11 protein-coding genes and 2 riboswitches are annotated in these 16,493 nt (G+C 65.8%); of the genes, 6 read left to right on the plus strand and 5 right to left on the minus strand.

The window, feature by feature from the left end:
* Nucleotides 1-81: 81 nt before the first annotated feature.
* Nucleotides 82-2,766, minus strand: coding sequence for a DUF1631 family protein (locus tag U1H99_RS19845; protein ID WP_323143440.1), 2,685 nt, complete (start codon nucleotides 2,764-2,766; stop codon nucleotides 82-84).
* A gap of 406 nt (nucleotides 2,767-3,172) precedes the next feature.
* Here U1H99_RS19845 and U1H99_RS19850 point away from each other — a divergent pair, with 406 nt between their 5' ends.
* Complete coding sequence (locus tag U1H99_RS19850; protein ID WP_323143441.1) at nucleotides 3,173-3,508, plus strand: hypothetical protein; 336 nt, start codon at nucleotides 3,173-3,175, stop codon at nucleotides 3,506-3,508.
* A 166-nt stretch (nucleotides 3,509-3,674) separates the two neighbouring features.
* Here U1H99_RS19850 and U1H99_RS19855 read toward each other — a convergent pair whose 3' ends face one another.
* On the minus strand, nucleotides 3,675-4,235 hold the full coding sequence (locus U1H99_RS19855) for an ATP-dependent Clp protease proteolytic subunit (protein WP_323143442.1): 561 nt from the start codon (nucleotides 4,233-4,235) through the stop codon (nucleotides 3,675-3,677).
* 154 nt (nucleotides 4,236-4,389) lie between these two features.
* Nucleotides 4,390-4,475: riboswitch (glycine riboswitch) on the plus strand.
* Between the two features lie 16 nt (nucleotides 4,476-4,491).
* Nucleotides 4,492-4,583: riboswitch (glycine riboswitch) on the plus strand.
* Nucleotides 4,584-4,640: 57 nt separating this feature from the next.
* Here U1H99_RS19855 and gcvT point away from each other — a divergent pair.
* The 3 genes from gcvT (at nucleotide 4,641) to gcvP (ending at nucleotide 9,325) form a co-directional block, all read left to right on the plus strand.
* Nucleotides 4,641-5,774, plus strand: a complete 1,134-nt coding sequence (gcvT, locus tag U1H99_RS19860; RefSeq protein ID WP_323143443.1) for a glycine cleavage system aminomethyltransferase GcvT — start codon at nucleotides 4,641-4,643, stop codon at nucleotides 5,772-5,774.
* A 61-nt stretch (nucleotides 5,775-5,835) separates the two neighbouring features.
* Nucleotides 5,836-6,216 carry a glycine cleavage system protein GcvH gene (gcvH, locus tag U1H99_RS19865; protein WP_323143444.1) on the plus strand — a complete coding sequence of 127 codons (381 nt, stop codon included), beginning with the start codon at nucleotides 5,836-5,838 and terminating at the stop codon, nucleotides 6,214-6,216.
* A 214-nt stretch (nucleotides 6,217-6,430) separates the two neighbouring features.
* Nucleotides 6,431-9,325, plus strand: a complete 2,895-nt coding sequence (gene gcvP, locus U1H99_RS19870; RefSeq protein WP_323143445.1) for an aminomethyl-transferring glycine dehydrogenase — start codon at nucleotides 6,431-6,433, stop codon at nucleotides 9,323-9,325.
* 190 nt (nucleotides 9,326-9,515) lie between these two features.
* Here the strand turns inward: gcvP and U1H99_RS19875 are convergent, their stop codons facing one another.
* Nucleotides 9,516-11,228 (minus strand): methyl-accepting chemotaxis protein, encoded by a 1,713-nt coding sequence (locus U1H99_RS19875; RefSeq protein ID WP_323143446.1) that lies wholly within the window; start codon nucleotides 11,226-11,228, stop codon nucleotides 9,516-9,518.
* Nucleotides 11,229-11,425: 197 nt separating this feature from the next.
* On the opposite strand from U1H99_RS19875, the gene U1H99_RS19880 reads away from it, so the two are divergent.
* On the plus strand, nucleotides 11,426-11,755 hold the full coding sequence (locus tag U1H99_RS19880) for a DUF5683 domain-containing protein (RefSeq protein ID WP_323143447.1): 330 nt from the start codon (nucleotides 11,426-11,428) through the stop codon (nucleotides 11,753-11,755).
* Nucleotides 11,756-11,912: 157 nt separating this feature from the next.
* Here U1H99_RS19880 and U1H99_RS19885 read toward each other — a convergent pair whose 3' ends face one another.
* Nucleotides 11,913-13,580, minus strand: coding sequence for a peptide chain release factor 3 (locus tag U1H99_RS19885; RefSeq protein WP_323143448.1), 1,668 nt, complete (start codon nucleotides 13,578-13,580; stop codon nucleotides 11,913-11,915).
* 440 nt (nucleotides 13,581-14,020) lie between these two features.
* Between U1H99_RS19885 and U1H99_RS19890 the strand changes: the two genes are divergently transcribed.
* Complete coding sequence (locus U1H99_RS19890) at nucleotides 14,021-14,827, plus strand: Crp/Fnr family transcriptional regulator (protein ID WP_141837553.1); 807 nt, start codon at nucleotides 14,021-14,023, stop codon at nucleotides 14,825-14,827.
* Nucleotides 14,828-14,872: 45 nt separating this feature from the next.
* Here U1H99_RS19890 and U1H99_RS19895 read toward each other — a convergent pair whose 3' ends face one another.
* Nucleotides 14,873-16,432 carry a CHASE3 domain-containing protein gene (locus U1H99_RS19895; protein WP_323143449.1) on the minus strand — a complete coding sequence of 520 codons (1,560 nt, stop codon included), beginning with the start codon at nucleotides 16,430-16,432 and terminating at the stop codon, nucleotides 14,873-14,875.
* Nucleotides 16,433-16,493: the final 61 nt, after the last annotated feature.

Raw genomic sequence — 16,493 nt, forward strand, 5'->3', positions numbered from 1 at the left:
AAAGGCCGAAGAAAGTAGGCACGGCCACACGCATGGCATGGCTGTCTGAAAAGAGTATAACCTACTATTTGTTGCCGGCTGTCAGTGAAACTTGGGGATGGGGCGATCGGGCACGCCGTTCCCGGCCTCATCCGCCAGCGCCGCCATCAGCACCTGGCCGACCACGCCTTCCATCGCCAGCACGCGCGCAGCGCCGGCGTGCAGCGCGTCGACCAGCTTCTCGGCCGTCATCGAAAACGCCTCGCGCCGGCCGCTGCCGGAAAAGATGAACAAGGTACGCAGCGGGCTGACCCAGGCCAGCCTGACCTTGCGGGCGTTGGTACGGGCGCCGTCGTCGCTGCGGAATTCGCACCACATGCCGCGCTCCAGGCCGTCCAGCGGCGAGATCGCATCCTGGCGCGCCGCTTCCTGGACGGCTGCGGCGTTTTCCAGCTCGACCCGGCGCAGGGCGTCGCGCTGGGCCGCTTCCACCGCCAGTTCCAGCTGGCGCTCGGGCGACAGCTCGATCGGGGCGCGCACGATGGCGGCGTGGTATTCGGCCAGGCGGGCAAAGAACTGCAGGCGCTCGGCATCCTGCCAGCGGATCGCGTCCAGCCATTTGTTGAGCGTGGCCAGCAGCCGCGGCAGGCGCGCGATCAGGGTCTTGCGCTGCTCCTGGGTCGCCTTCGGCTTGATGCTCCAGATCAGGTCATCCATCGCGCGGGTGGCGTTGCCGACCGCGCCCGGCTTGTCGTCCTCGATGGTGTAGGCGAAGGTCAGCACGGTGGTCCAGCGCTGCTCGAGGAAGCCGCTGACCGCATCCAGGATCTGGCCGGCTTCGGCGTCTTCGACATCCTGATCCTTGCCGGCGCCGATGCGCAGCGCCACCGCGTCGCGTGCGGCGCGCGTGGCCGCCGCCAGCTTTTCCTGCTTGAGCGCGGTGGCCACCGGGGCCGCCAGCGACTGTGCCTCGGCGCGCTCTTCCTGGGCGATGCTGGCCTCGAGGCCGGCCACCGCTTCCTCGAAGCCGGCGCCCGCGCCGCCGCCCGGCTGCGCCACCCGGTCGACGCTGCGCTGCATGGCCTGGAACACCGGGTCGTCGCCATCCTTGTGCTGCTCCCAACCCATGCGCGACAGCAGGTCGACCATGCGCCGCGCCGGATGCGCTTCCTCGAAAAAGAAGCTTTTATCCAGCAGCGCCGCCTTCAGCACCGGCACCTGCAGCAACTGCAGCAGTTCGCGCGCCCGCGGTGGGATGCTGTCGTCCAGCAGCACGGTCTCGAACACGCGCGACAGCAGGTCGAGCGTATTGGCGTCGCCGCGCGACAGGCTGCCCTGGGGCAGGCTCTGCTTCAGGCGCGGCAGGTAGAACACCTGGTGCGGGGCGGCCGCCGCGCCCTGCCCGCCGCCGTTGGCACGGGCGGCGGCCAGCACCGGCTCGATGCCGGCCACCAGCTCCAGCAGCGGCGCGCTGGAGACCATGGCGGCGCCCGGCGCCGGCTGCGGCAGCGGCGCGGCGCCGCTGGCGGCGGCGACCAGGCCCTGCACCGGGATGCCGGCCCATTGCACGGCGAAGCCCGCTGCCGCCCCCTCGCCCGTGCCGGCCGCGCCCGCGGCAGCGACGGCACCGCCGGCAGCGACGGCACCGCCGGCAGCGGGCTGTAATGGCACGTGGAAGGCGGCATGGCCCGCGGCCACGCCCTGCGCAGGAACGAAACCCGCGGCGGGCTGGGCCGCCTGGACCGGCGGCATTCCTGGGACCACGCCGGCAACCACACCTTGCAGAGGCTGGAAGGCCGGGCTGCCGGCAGGTGCCGCGAAGCCCGCCGCGGGCTGCACCGGCGGCGTAGATGCCGCCGGCGCGGACGCCGTGGCGGCGGCAGGCGCGGTGCCGGCAGCGGGATCGGCGCCCGTCCCGCCCTGGAACCCGGCCGCGGCACTCGGCCGCCAGCCGCCGTCGCCGGACGGCATCGCCGGCAAGTCGGGAATCAGCGGCACCCCATCCTCGCCGCCGTCGTCGCCGAACAGCGCACGTAACTGCTTCGCCAGCGCCGCCCGGCTGCCGGCGCGCGCTGCCCGGGCGGCGGCGCTGTCGTCGGTTTTCTGGATGCGCAGCGCGTCGACCGAGCCGGGCTGGCCTTCCTTGCGTTTCAGGACCTCGACCAGGCGCTCCAGCAGCGGTCCCAGGTCGAACACGATCTCCGGGCGCAGCAGCGGCTGGATCAAGGCGTGGGCTTCGGCGTCGGGCTCGAATTCGCGCCAGGCCTGGTCGAGCGCCTTCAGGAATATGGCCGGACGGAAGGGATTGGCGTCGGCGCGCAGCAGGCCGCGCTCGAGCAGCAGGCCAAGGCGAACCGACAGCGTCGCCAGCACGTCGGCATGCTGGATGTCGAACGGGCGCGCCAGCGCCGTAAATGCCAGCTTGTCGTCGATTTCCTCGAGCGGCACCAGGCTCAACGCCGCGGCCGCGGCAGGCTGGCGCGCATGCGACGCCGGGTCGAGGGCCTCCAGCTCGGCGCGCACGACCTGCCCGATCGCGGCCTCGGCCAGGTGCACGAAGGCGTAGCCGTTGTCCTTGAGCAGGCGCGCCGATTTGATGCGCTGGTAGACCGCGCGCGTGTCCAGACCCGGCGCATCGACCTCGGCCAGCGCCGCCGACATGCGCGCAGCCATGTCGCCGAGCGCATCCTTGACATGCGTCGAGACGGCGCCGACGAGCGCGTCCAGCGTCGCCTGCAAGGACGCGGCCTTGCGGGCAGCCGGGGTCTGGACTTGGCTTGCGGTCATGGGTTTGGAGAATGGCGTGGAATGCTCTGCTTATTGTGGCACATAATTTCCGGCTAGCAATCAGAATAGTTGGGCTGCCGTGGACTCGGTCCGCAGTCCGGCATCGTCATGCGCCGCCATGAAAAAGAATGACCATTCTAATGATGAGCTAACTCATCCATGATTCTTTCGATTATCTGCAATAAACTCGGCAAAGATAAAATAAGCATATTTGATTTACGCGACTTTCAAGCAAAAACATTCTTTGATACTCAGTCCTAGTCCTACACGAGCTCAAGTAAAGCTCCGATACCCGTTCTACGGCCGGGCTCGCATCATTGCACTACCGAAAACGCTGCTGAACAAACAAAGTTTAGACAACGTTTTGGCGAGCAGGACATTTCCCATTTTATCGAAAGGAATGATCATGACTACGAATAAAAACTCCCGTCCCGGCAATCAAGGTGGCTCCCACGAACAACACGTGAAGGCCGGCCAGCAAAGCCACAAGAACGACGCCAGCAAGCAATCCGGTTCCGCAGGCTCGAGCTCGAATTCGGGTTCGCGTTCGGGCGGCGTCCAGGGCGGCACGCCGGAGCAGCATGCTGCTGCAGGCCGCCAGAGCCACAAGAACGACGGCAACAAGCAGTCGGCCTCGTCGGGTTCGGGTTCGGGCTCGCGTTCCAGCGGCGCCCGCGGCGGTTCGCCGGAACAGCATGCCGAAGCCGGCCGCCAAAGCCACAAGAATGCCGGCAATCGCTGATCGGCCGATCCGCTGATCCGCTAGCGGCCGATACGACAGCAGGGCCTGATGCGTCGAAAGCGCATCAGGCCCCTGCTATTTTATGTGCCGGTAGCATGGACCGTCGCATGCGCCTGGCGCGTCTCCGAATCAGTGACGCGCCAGGTTTCGTGATCCAGTTAGCTCATCAGATATTGCGCAGCGGCGCGCCACGCGGCGGCGCGAAATCGGTGACCTCGCTGACCAGTCCCGCCGCCTTGGCTTCGCGTGCGGTGAGGTGGAGATCGCCGTACTGGTGGATGCCCCACTGTTCCGGCGACAGTTCGATGTGCTTGCGCAGGATCGACTCGGTGCGCGCGTCGTCGGCGCGCAAGCCTTCGACGATGATGTTCAGCGCATCCGGGCGCGAACCCGGCGAAGCCGTCGCATGCGACTTGTGGATCATGAAGCGCGCGGTCTCGCTGGCATAGCGCTGGCGGCCCGCCAGGAACAGGATCACTGCGATCGACGCCACCGCGCCGCCGTTGTAGGTGATGAAGTTGACCGGTGAATTGGCCATGAAGTTGTACAGGCACAGGCCGTCGCTGACGTAGCCGCCGTTCGACTGGACCAGCACGTGCGCCGTCTCGATGCCGTCTTCGGTCATGTGGGAGGTGGCTTCGAAGACGCGATGCACCATGTCGCTGTTCACGTCGCCGGACAGCGTGAACCACGCCTCCTTTTGCTGATTTGCTTGATCTTCGCTCATAGTCCCTCTCTTCTGTCACAAGGTTCGTGGGACAAGTGTAACAAATCACGGTTTAGCGCCATGTGGCCTGCCAGCAAGAGTGTGCGCCCCTGCCATGGAAAGCAAGCTGCCAGCTCTCCGGATTGACTTCCCCCGGCCGCTGACATATCCTTCGCAGTCTTGACCGGGAGAGCGCAGCGCAGGCTGCCGCCGAAGGGGCATCACCCGAAAACTCTCAGGCAACCGGACCGGTCGAGGAACGCTGTGCAATGCGCGGCGGATCAACTCTGGAGAGCGGCCCGAGCGGCCCACCGAAGGGGCAGGCGGCAATGCCGCTATCTCTCAGGTACCGAGGACAGAGGGGTGCGCAAGGCATGCGGACGACGTCCGTGTGCCCGAACCCCATTTCACGTGCCCGAGGACTCCATGACGCTCAAAGCGACCCCGCTCAACTCCGTACACCGCGCCGCTGGTGCCAAGATGGTCGACTTTGGCGGCTGGGACATGCCCGTCAACTACGGCTCGCAGATCGAAGAACACCATGCCGTGCGCAGCGACGCCGGCATGTTCGACGTCTCGCACATGTGCGTGGTCGACCTGCAGGGCCACAATGTGCGCGCTTTCCTGCGCGGCCTGCTGGCCAACAACGTCGACAAGCTGCAGGCGCCGGGCAAGGCCCTGTACTCCTGCATGCTCAATCCGCAGGGCGGCGTCATCGACGACCTGATCGTCTACTTCTTCGACGAGACCTGGTTCCGCCTGGTGGTCAATGCCGGCACCGCCGAAAAGGACATCGCCTGGATCCGCGAGCGCAACGAGACCTCGGGCGCGGGCCTCTCGATCACCCCGCGCCGCAGCGACATCAACGAACACGTCACCGACGACGGTATCGCGCTGGTCGCCGTGCAGGGCCCGAACGCGCGCGCCAAGTTCTGGGAGACCGTGCCGGCCGCGCGCGAAGCCTCGGAAGGCCTGAAACCGTTCAATGCCGTCATCGTGAAGGACACCCCATTCGGCGAACTGATGGTCGCGCGCACCGGCTACACCGGCGAAGACGGCTTCGAGATCGGCGTCGCCGCCGGCCAGGTCGACGCGCTATGGAACGCGCTGGCGGCACAGGGCGTCAAGCCGGCCGGCCTCGGCGCGCGCGACACGCTGCGCCTGGAAGCCGGCATGAACCTGTACGGCCAGGACATGGACGATACCGTGTCGCCGCTGGACGCCGGCCTGGCCTGGACCGTCGACCTGGTGTCGGAGCGCGACTTCGTCGGCAAGAACGCGCTGCAGCGCGGCCAGCACCAGCAGTTCGTCGGCCTGATCCTGCGCGAAAAAGGCGGCATCCTGCGTGCCCACCAGAAAGTGGTCGCCGCGTCCGGCAACGCCGGCGAGATCACCAGCGGCACCTTCAGCCCGTCGATGCAGCAGGCGATCGCGCTGGCACGCGTGCCGATGGACGTGGCCGTGGGCGACACGGTGCACGTCGAAATCCGCGACAAGAAGCTGGCCGCCTCGGTGGTCAAGCTGCCGTTCGTGCGTAACGGCAAAGTGCTGGCCGCGTAAGCGCGCCGCCCGCACCTGAACAAACTATACTGACTGAACCATCCCCCATTAGGAGCTACGCATGAACATCCCAGCCGACCTGAAGTACACCGAATCCCATGAGTGGGTCCGTCAGGAAGCCGACGGCACCCTGACCGTCGGCATCACCGAATACGCGCAGGACGCGCTGGGCGACATCGTGTTCGTCGAGCTGCCGCAAGTCGGCAAGACCTTCACCGCCGGCGACGACGCCGCCGTGGTCGAATCCGTGAAAGCCGCCAGCGACATCTACTCTCCGGTCTCGGGCACCGTGGTCGCCGTCAACCAGCCGACCGCCGACGCGCCGGACTCGATCAACGCCGACGCCTACAGCGCCTGGCTGTTCAAGCTGCAGCCGGCGGATCCGGCGGCCATCAATGGCCTGCTGGACGCGGCTGCCTACGGCAAGGCGACCGAGGAGTGATGTTTCGACGAGCGCGCCCGAGGGTGCGCTTGTTGTTTCAGCTTTAGCCTTCATATCAGCACGACTGCACCGCAAGCCGGTGCCGCAAAACCGTCGTCCCTGCGAAGGCAGGGACCCAAGTTTTACGATCTGCACGCAACTTGGGCCCCTGCCTTCGCAGGGGCGACGTGCCTAGGTCAACACTTACGCAAACCGCCTTCTCATCTACGCCACCATGACCCGCACCAGCCTGACCCAACTGGAAGCCCGCGACGGCTTCATCCCGCGCCACATCGGTCCGTCCGACGCCGAACAGGCAGCCATGCTGTCCGTCCTCGGCTACGCATCGCGCGCCGCGCTGATCGATGCCGTCGTTCCCGCCAACATCCGCCGCAAGGACAAGCTGGACCTGGGCGAGTTCTTCGAGCCGCTGCCGGAAATGGCCGCGCTGGCCAAGCTGAAGGCCATCTCTTCGCAGAACAAGGTCATGAAGTCGATGATCGGCCAGGGCTACTACGGCACCACCACCCCGCCCGTCATCCTGCGCAACATCTTCGAAAACCCGGCCTGGTACACCGCCTACACCCCGTACCAGCCGGAGATCTCGCAGGGCCGCCTGGAAGCGATCCTGAACTTCCAGCAGGTCATCATCGACCTGACCGGCATGGGCATCGCCAACGCCTCGATGCTGGACGAAGGCACCGCCGCCGCCGAAGCCATGACGCTGATCCAGCGCGTCGGCAAGTCGGCTTCCAAAGTGTTCTACGTCGCCGACGACGTGCTGCCGCAGACCCTGGAAGTGGTGCAGACGCGCGCCAAGCCGATCGGCGTCGAAGTGCGTACCATCGCCGCCGCCGACATCGAGAACCTGACCGAGACCTGCTTCGGCGTGCTGCTGCAGTACCCGGGCGTGAACGGCGACGTGCGCGACTACCGCCACGCGGTCGAAAAGCTGCATGCGGCCGGCGCCATGGTCATCGTGGCGGCCGACCTGCTGGCCCTGACCGTACTGACTCCACCAGGCGAATGGGGCGCCGACGTGGTCGTCGGCAACAGCCAGCGCTTCGGCGTACCGCTCGGTTTCGGCGGCCCGCACGCCGGCTACCTGGCCACCCGCGACGAATACAAGCGCAGCATGGCGGGCCGCCTGGCCGGCGTCACCATCGACGCCCAGGGCAACAAGGCCTTCCGCCTGGCGCTGCAGACGCGCGAACAGCACATCCGCCGCGAAAAGGCGACCTCGAACATCTGCACCGCCCAGGTGCTGCTGGCCGTGATGGCGTCGATGTACGCGATCTACCACGGTCCGAAAGGCCTGGAGCAGATCGCCCGCCGCGTGCACCGCTACACCGGCATCCTGGCTACCGCCCTGCAGGGCGCAGGCTTCCAGCTGGCCAACGAGACCTACTTCGACACGCTGACGATCGTCACCGATAATGCGGATGCCGTGCACCGCGCCGCCACCGAAAACGGCGTCAACCTGCGCCGCATCGACGCGCGCCAGGTCGGCTTGTCGCTCGACGAGACGACCACGCGTGAGGACATCGTGCTGCTGGCGCAGATCTTCGGCGCCGCCGCCGGCAAAGAAGTCGCCATCGATGTCGACTCGCTGGACAGCGACGTCCAGGACGCCTACCCGGCAGCCCTGTCGCGTACAAGCGCCTACCTGACCCACCCGACCTTCCACCGCTACCACGCCGAGCACGAGATGCTGCGCTACCTGCGCGCGCTGGCCGACAAGGACCTGGCGCTGGACCGCACCATGATCCCACTGGGTTCGTGCACGATGAAGCTGAACTCGACCTCGGAAATGATTCCGGTCACCTGGCCCGAGTTCTCGAATATTCACCCGTTCGCGCCTGACGACCAGACCGTCGGCTACCGCGAGATGATCACGCAGCTGGAAACGATGCTGTGCGCCGTCACCGGCTACGCCGGCGTGTCGCTGCAGCCGAACGCCGGCTCGCAGGGCGAGTACGCAGGCCTCCTGATCATCAAGAAGTACCACGAGTCGCGCGGCGAAGGCCACCGCAACATCTGCCTGATCCCGTCCTCGGCGCACGGCACCAACCCGGCATCGGCCAACATGGTCGGCATGCAGGTGGTGGTCACCGCCTGCGACGAGAACGGCAACGTCGATCTCGCGGACCTGAAGAAGAAGGCCGAGCAGCACAGCGCCAACCTGGCCTGCGTGATGGTCACCTACCCGTCGACCCACGGCGTGTTCGAGGAAGGCATCAAGGAACTGTGCGAGATCGTGCATGCGCACGGCGGCCAGGTGTACGTGGATGGCGCCAACATGAACGCGCTGGTCGGGGTCGCCGGTCCGGGCCTGTTCGGCGGCGACGTCAGCCACCTGAACCTGCACAAGACCTTCTGCATCCCGCACGGCGGCGGCGGACCGGGCGTCGGCCCTGTCGCGGTCGCGGCGCACCTGGTGCCCTTCCTGCCGAACCAGGCCTCGACCGGCTACCAACGTGACGAACAGGGCATCGGCGCGGTCAGCGCGGCGCCATACGGCTCGGCCTCGATCCTGCCGATCTCGTGGATGTACATCGCGATGATGGGCGCCGACGGCCTGACCGCCGCCACCGAGACGGCGATCCTGAACGCCAACTACATCGCGCGCCGCCTGGCGCCGCACTATCCGGTGCTGTACACCGGCCACGACGGCCTGGTGGCGCACGAGTGCATCATCGACCTGCGTCCGCTGCAGGATGCCACCGGCATCAGCAACGAAGACGTGGCCAAGCGCCTGATGGACTTCGGCTTCCACGCCCCGACCATGAGCTTCCCGGTGCCGGGCACGCTGATGATCGAGCCGACCGAATCCGAAGCCAAGGTCGAACTGGACCGCTTCATCGAGGCGATGATCACCATCCACGCCGAGATCGTGAAGGTCGAGCGCGGCGAGTACGACCGCATGGACAACCCGCTGAAGGGCGCCCCGCACACCGCGGAAGTGGTCACCGCCGACGACTGGCAGCACACCTACACCCGTGAGGTGGCCGCCTTCCCGGTGCCGTCGCTGCGCAAGAAGAAGTACTGGCCGCCGGTCGGCCGCGCCGACAATGCGTACGGCGACCGTAACCTGTTCTGCGGTTGCGCGCCGATCAGCGATTACGAGTAATCGCATAATCGAATAGGAAGGCGAGTGAAGCGCGCGCAAGACAGGCGCGCTTCAATATAGCCCGAAGCAACAGCACGTCGCCCCTGCGTGGGCAGGGGTCCAAGTTCGACGCATTTCGACTGCGTTTGCAACTTGGACCCCTGCCTTCGCAGGGGCGACGGTTTTATGGCGGAGGGCTCGCGGCGTACGGCTAGCTGATCAACCGGCTCTGCCCCCGGCTAGCCGCCAGCCGCAGGTAAGGATGCCCTGCCCCGCCCGGTCGCCGGTCCGGCGATCCGGCCGGCCCGGCGTCATTCTGCTCGGCCCGGTTCCTGAGGTCATGCGTATTTACCGGCGTGTCCGGCCCATGCACCGCCTCGTCCAGCCGGAACGACGCCACCGCGCGCGACAGCGTCAGCGCCTGCTGCTGCAGGCTGCGTGCCGCCAGCGCCGCTTCTTCCACCATGCGCGATCCCTGCTGGGTCATCTCGTCCATGCGCACGATGGCCTGGTTGACGCCGGCCAGTTCCTGCACCCGTTCGGCACTGGCGCAGCCGATGCGGTTCACGATATCCCCCACTTCCTGCACCGAGCTGGCCAGGTCGGCCATGCTGGTGCCGGCATCGAGCGCCCAGGCGTGGCCGCTTTCGATGGTCGCCACCGATTGCTGGGCCAGTTCGCGCGCCTCGTGCGCGGCCAGCGCGGCGCGCTGGGCCAGGGCGCGGATGTCGCAGGCGGCCTGGGCGAAGCTCTGGCCGCCCTCCCCGGTCTGGGCCGCTTCCACGGCCGCGTTCAGCGCCAGCATGCCGGCGCGGTCCAGCGCGGTCTCGATGGTGCCGCCGAGTTCTTCCAGGCGGCTGGCGCTGCGGCGCACGTTGTCCAGCGTCGTCACCAGGCGATGCACCACGCTGTTGCCCTGCTGGGCGGCTTCCGACGCGCTCTCGGTCAGGCGGTTGGCCTGCTCGGCGCTGTCGGCGGTGCGGCTGATCGCGGCTGCCAGTTCCTGCATCGACGACGCGGTCTGCTCGAGCGAGGCGCGCACCCCGGCGCGCGGCGGCATGCCGGCGCGGCCCAGCGTGATCTCGCGCGATGACGAGCCGATCGAGCGCGCCGAATCGAGGATCGTGCGCAGCAGGCCGTTCAGGCTGCGGATGCTGGCATCGAGGGCGCGCGAGGTGTCCGCGATCTCGTCGTTGCCGTAGACGCGCGGCTTGACGGTGAGGTCGCCGCTGGCCAGGCCGCTCAGCGCCGTCTCGATGGCGCCGACCTCGGCCAGCAGCGAACGCCGCACCGCCATCGTGATCGCCAGCGCCGCCACGATCGACAGCGCGATCACGATCGGCATCAGGGTCTGCACTGTCTTGAAGTCGTCCTCGGCGCCGTTCGAGGCGAGCTCGGACAGTTCCTGTTCGCGCTGGGACAGCTCGGCCAGGCGCTGCGACACCGTGGCGAACGCGCGCTCGGCCTTGGACATGGCGTTGGCGCTGATCGACTGGTCGAGTTGGGCGATCTCGATCACGTCCTGCACCGCCGCCACGTAGATGGCCCAGGCGCGCCGCGCCTGCTCGACGTAGCGCCGTTCGCCCGGGCTGTCGCCGGTCAGGCGCGCCAGGCTGGCGAAACCGCGTTCGACGGCGGCGTGCTGGATCTGCACGTCGCGCGCCAGCGGTTCGATGCGGCTGCGCGGAAAGCTGCCGCTGATCCAGGTCAGCACCTGGTAGGCTTGCGCGTGGGCGCGCTGGCTCGAGGCCGCCAGCTCGGCCGCGGCGCGCATGTGCACCGCGCGCTGCTGGACAATGACGTCGAGCGAGTTGTTCTGGCGTACCATCGCATAATAGGCGCTGCACGACAGCAGGATCAGCAGCACCAGCGCGACCGCCGGTGCCAGCAGCAGTTTCGGCCCGATACGCAGGCGTGAGAGCATGCCGGCGCGCATCTCAGCCGAGGCTCCGAACGGGTTGCCGGGCGCCGCCAATGCGGCGAGTGAAATCGAATGCGAGCGTCATGGTTTCCTCCCCTGTCAACAATGTCGCCGAGCTATTTCCGGTGCGCATTTAATGAATCTACGCTGTGGCGCATGGCCGCATTTGTGATGTGTCAATGCATGAAGAAGGAGCGTGAATGAAGTCGAAGTTTGTGGCGGCGCTGTTGTCTGCGCTGGTATTCCCGGGGGTCGGCCAGTACTACCTGGGGCGCAAGGGGCGGGCATGGCTGTTCATCGTCGTGGCCGCGGTGGGCGGCTTGCTGTACCTGAATCACGCGCTGGGGCAGGCGAACGAGCTGGCCGATCAGGTGCTGTCGGGCCGGGTGGCGCTCGATCCGGCGGCGATCGAGGCGCAGATCGCGAAAACGCCGACGCCGCTGTCGGTGGCGATCAGCGGCGTCGTATTCGTGGCGAGTTGGGTGGGCAGCGTCCTGGAGGCGCTGCTGGTGAAACCGCCCCCGAGATAACGCGTGCGCAGCGCGTAGGGTGGACGGGTTACCCGTCCACGCGTCGAAAGGTAGCGTATGCGTTACCGTTGACGGCAAACTGGATGCCGGTTGCACGCGTGGACGGCAGAGCCGACTCGCCGTCCGCGTCCACCCTACGCGAGCGGTACCAGTGCTGTTAATCCAGCTTCGCCGCGTGCTCGCGCGTGGCGTGGAACTGCAGCTTGGGCCAGCGCTCCTGGGTCAGGCGCAGGTTGACGCCCGAGGTGGCCAGGTAGGCCAGGTTGCCGGCGGCGTCATAGGCGACGTTCGGCGCCAGCGCGGTCTCGAAGTCCGATAGCGACTTTTTATCGTCGCTCGACACCCAGCGCGCGCTGCTGATGCTGGACCCTTCGAACACGGCATCGACGCCGTACTCGTTCAGCAGGCGGCTCGCCACCACCTCGAACTGCAGCACGCCGACCGCGCCCAGGATCAGGTCGCTGCCGATGACCGGCTTGAACACCTGCACGGCGCCCTCTTCACCCAGCTGCTGCAAGCCTTTATGCAGCTGCTTGGTCTTCAGCGGGTTACGGATACGCACCGTGCGGAACAGATCCGGCGCGAAGTACGGGATCCCCGTGAAGGTGAGGACTTCGCCTTCCGAGAAGCTGTCGCCGATCTGCATGTTGCCGTGGTTCGGCAAGCCGATGATGTCGCCGGCATAGGCCTCTTCCACCTGTTCGCGCGACGATGCCATGAAAGTCACCACCGACGACAGCTTGACTTCGCGGCCGAGGCGCAGGTGCTTGACCTTCATGCCCTTTTCGAAGCGTCCCGAGCACACGCGCAGGAAGGCGATGCGGTCGCGGTGGGCCGGGTCCATGTTGGCCTGGATCTTGAAGACGAAGCCCGAGAACGGCTGCTCGTCCGGCTTCACGGCACGCACGGTAGCGTCGCGCTCGCGCGGCGCCGGCGCCCATTCGACCAGCGCCGACAGGATCTCGCGCACGCCGAAGTTATTGATCGCGGAGCCGAAGAACACCGGGGTCTGCACGCCGGCCAGGAAGCGCTCGAGGTCGAACGGATGCGAAGCGCCGTGCACCAGCTCGACTTCCATCTTGAGCTGGTCCATCTCGAGCGGGAACATCTCGGCCAGTTTCGGGTTGTCGATGCCCTTGATGACTTCGTAGGCGCCGTCCGCCTTTTCCTCACCGGCCTTGAACAGCATGACTTCGTCGTTCAACAGGTGGTACACGCCGCGGAAGTTCTTGCCCATGCCGATCGGCCAGGTGACCGGGGCGCATTCGATCTTCAGCACCGATTCGACTTCGTCGAGCAGCTCGAGCGGATCGCGGGTTTCGCGGTCCATCTTGTTCATGAAGGTGACGATCGGCGTGGCACGCATGCGGCAGACGTCGAGCAGCTTGATCGTCTGTTCTTCCACGCCCTTGGCAGCGTCGATCACCATCAGGGCCGAATCGACCGCGGTCAGCACGCGGTAGGTATCTTCCGAGAAGTCCTGGTGGCCCGGGGTGTCCAGCAGGTTGATCACGTGGTCGCGGAACTCGAACTGCATCACCGAGGAAGCCACCGAGATGCCGCGCTGCTTCTCGATGTCCATCCAGTCCGAGGTCGCGTGGCGGCCGCTCTTGCGGCCCTTGACGGTACCGGCCAGCTGGATCGCACCCGAGAACAGGAGCAACTTTTCAGTCAGCGTGGTCTTACCCGCGTCCGGGTGGGAAATGATGCCAAAAGTACGGCGGCGCGCGACTTCGCGGGCGATCAGCGCGGCCGGTTTTGCTTCCGCGGTACCGGTGCCGGCGTCGATATTGTCTGGGGTGATGGCTGCAGTTTCGTTGGACATGGTCTCGCCTTTGCGGCGCTTGCAAAACTCTCGATTTTACCGATACCGGGACGGCTTGTGTGAACTGATTGGGGTACCGGCGCAATCGCTGGGCAAACGTTTCATCAGAGGGAAAACCGGATCGCCGCGCAAGCGCGGCGGTTTCGATGTACTCAGCAGTAGGACAAATGTAGGAAAAGCACGTTGTGCAACACATCGAAGGAGCTGCGGACGAACAATTTGTGCCCCGAATCCATGTCCGAACACTCAAAAACCGCCGTTTTCGGCATTTCCTCCCAGTAGGACTGGACTGACAAAACATCATGCATAGGACCTACAGGGGGGCGACAGCCAGTCTTATGTTCGCCAACATACGTAACCGTTAATCTTCTCACATCGCGATGAGGAAACCCATCCAAGCAATCGCCCCCGACGTAAGACAGAGATAAAGAGGATATAAAATGAATAACGCTCAACTTGGTGCTGCCGCGCAAAAGAAATCGCTGGGCCAGATCCCGACCACCTCTGAGGATCTGAAAACCGCGTCCCGCCCGGTTGTGAGCTACAGCGGCACCCAACAGAACGAGCTGCTGGCGGCCCTGCCGCGCCAAGACCTGGAAACCCTGTTTGAGCATCTGGAACTGGTTCCGCTGCCTTTCGGCAAAGAACTGTTTGAATACGGCAGCAAACTCGAATACGTCTACTTCCCGACCACCGCCATCGTGTCGCTGCTGTATGTGATGGAAGACGGTGCGACGACCGAAATCGCCGTGGTCGGCCACGAAGGCGCCGTCGGCGTGTCGCTGTTCATGGGCGAGCGCGCCACCTGCGGCGCCGTGGTCCAGAGCGCCGGCTACGGCTACCGCCTGAAAACCCAATACCTGCGTGACGCCTTCAACAAGGGCGGCGCCCTGCCTCAGCTGCTGATGCGCTACACCAACGCGCTGTTCGCTCAGATGGCCCAGAACGCCGTCGGCGGCCGCCACAGCTCGATCGAGCAGAAACTGTGCCGCTGGCTGCTGGACCGCCTGGACCGCTCGCCGAGCAACGAACTGAAAGTGACCCAGGAACTGATCTCGATCATGCTGGGTGTGCGCCGCGAAAGCATCACCGCTGCCGCCGGCAAGCTGCAGGACGAAGGCCTGATCCAATACCGTCGCGGTAACATCACCGTGCTGAACCGCCAGGGCCTGGAAGACTACGCCGGCGAGTGCTACAAGGTCGCCAAGAGCGAATACGACCGCCTGCTGATGGACGTCGCACGCTGATTCACCTGCCAGCCCCGGGGCGGCCGTCCAGCATCACCTGGACGATCAGCCGGCCCGGAGTTGATGAAGTTCTTCCGGCCCAGTCAACTGGGCCGTTGTCTTTTCTGCAGTCGGTTCTGCTACCGATTCTGCTTCTTGCGCCATATCCGGCGCTACTTCCGGCTTATGCGCGACCAGCGTCAGCGCCGGCTTGCCGGCCGCTTCGGCTTCGATGCCGGCTGCCGGCGTGCTCAAGGGCACGATAGCGTTCACGCTGGTGCCGAGACCATTGACGCCACGTCCCACCTTCAGGCTGCCGCCCAGCAGCGCCGCGCGTTCGCGCATGCCCAGCAAACCGTGCGATTTCGGCCGCCGCATTGCATCGGGCGGAATGCCGACGCCATCGTCGCTCACTTCCAGCACCAGCGCTTCGCCCTCGATCGCCAGATGCACGATCACATGGCGCGCCTTGGCGTACTTGGCGACGTTGTTCAGTGATTCCTGGGTGATACGGAACAGGGCAATCGCCTGCATCGGCGCGGCGCGGTCGACGTCGCGCTCGATCAGGGCTTCGCAATCGATACCGCTGGTACGGCAGAAATCCTGGCAATAGCTTTCCAGCGCGGCTGCCAGGCCCATGTTGTCGAGCAGGCTGGGGCGCAGATCCTCGATAATGCGGCGTTTCAGTTCCACCGTATCGACCAGGGTCGCGCGGGCGCGCGCCAGCATCTCGGCCTGCGCCGGATGGCTTTCCTTGAGCTGGTCGCCAACGCTGCTCAGGTGCATGCCGATGGCCGTCAAGTTGGCACCCATCTCGTCGTGCAGTTCACGCGCCAGGCGCGCCTTTTCTTCTTCCGACACCCGGATCAGGTGGCGCGACAGCACCGACAATTGTTCGGTACGCGACGCCACCACGTTTTCCAGGCCGTTGTTGGTCTGCTCCAGCGCGCGCTCGGCCTGCAGGCGCAGGCGGTAACCGCGGCGTATCAGGTTATAGAACAGCACGAGCACCGCCAGCGCGGCGATATTGATGCCGATGCCGAACAGTGCGGCGCGGCGCGAATGCGCATAAAAGGCGGCGCCGCGCGCGGCCAGCAATTCGTTCTGCTCGCTGGTCATGATCACGACCTGCAGCCGGATCTCGTCCATATGGGTCTTGTCGTCCTGGGTACGGGCGATCGCGAGGATGTCCTGCAAGCCGCCGTGACGATAGACTTCGAGCGCCTGGCCCATCAGGCCGAGACGGCGGGTGACAAGAGTGCGCAGCTGGGCCAGGTTCTTGAGCTGGGATGGATTATCAGCGAGAAGAACTTGCAGCGTGGTGAATTCGCGCTCGAGTTCGCGCTGGGCTGTGCGCAAGGGGCCGAGATAGGTGTCCGAGCCGGACAGGAAATAGCCGCGCATGCCGCTTTCGGCATCGGTCACGAGCAGATTGAGGTATTGCAGGCGGCCGGCCACGCGGTCTGCGCGTGCCTGCCGTGCGTTCGCGTCGTTCAAGCCATTCAGGTTGCGCACCAGGCTGACGCCGTTCAACACCAGGAACAATACGCACACCACGCAGAGTAGCGTCTGGTACAGCGGGAGGCTGCCGACCGGCCGGGACTTTGGGTCAGTGGTGAAGTACATCCTCGTGGTCCTTTGCCAGTATTGACTGTCCGGACAATTATAGACCGGCGAAAATTTCTCG

The organism is Massilia phyllosphaerae, assembly GCF_034659755.1.
Taxonomy (GTDB): Bacteria; Pseudomonadota; Gammaproteobacteria; order Burkholderiales; family Burkholderiaceae_D; genus Telluria; species Telluria phyllosphaerae.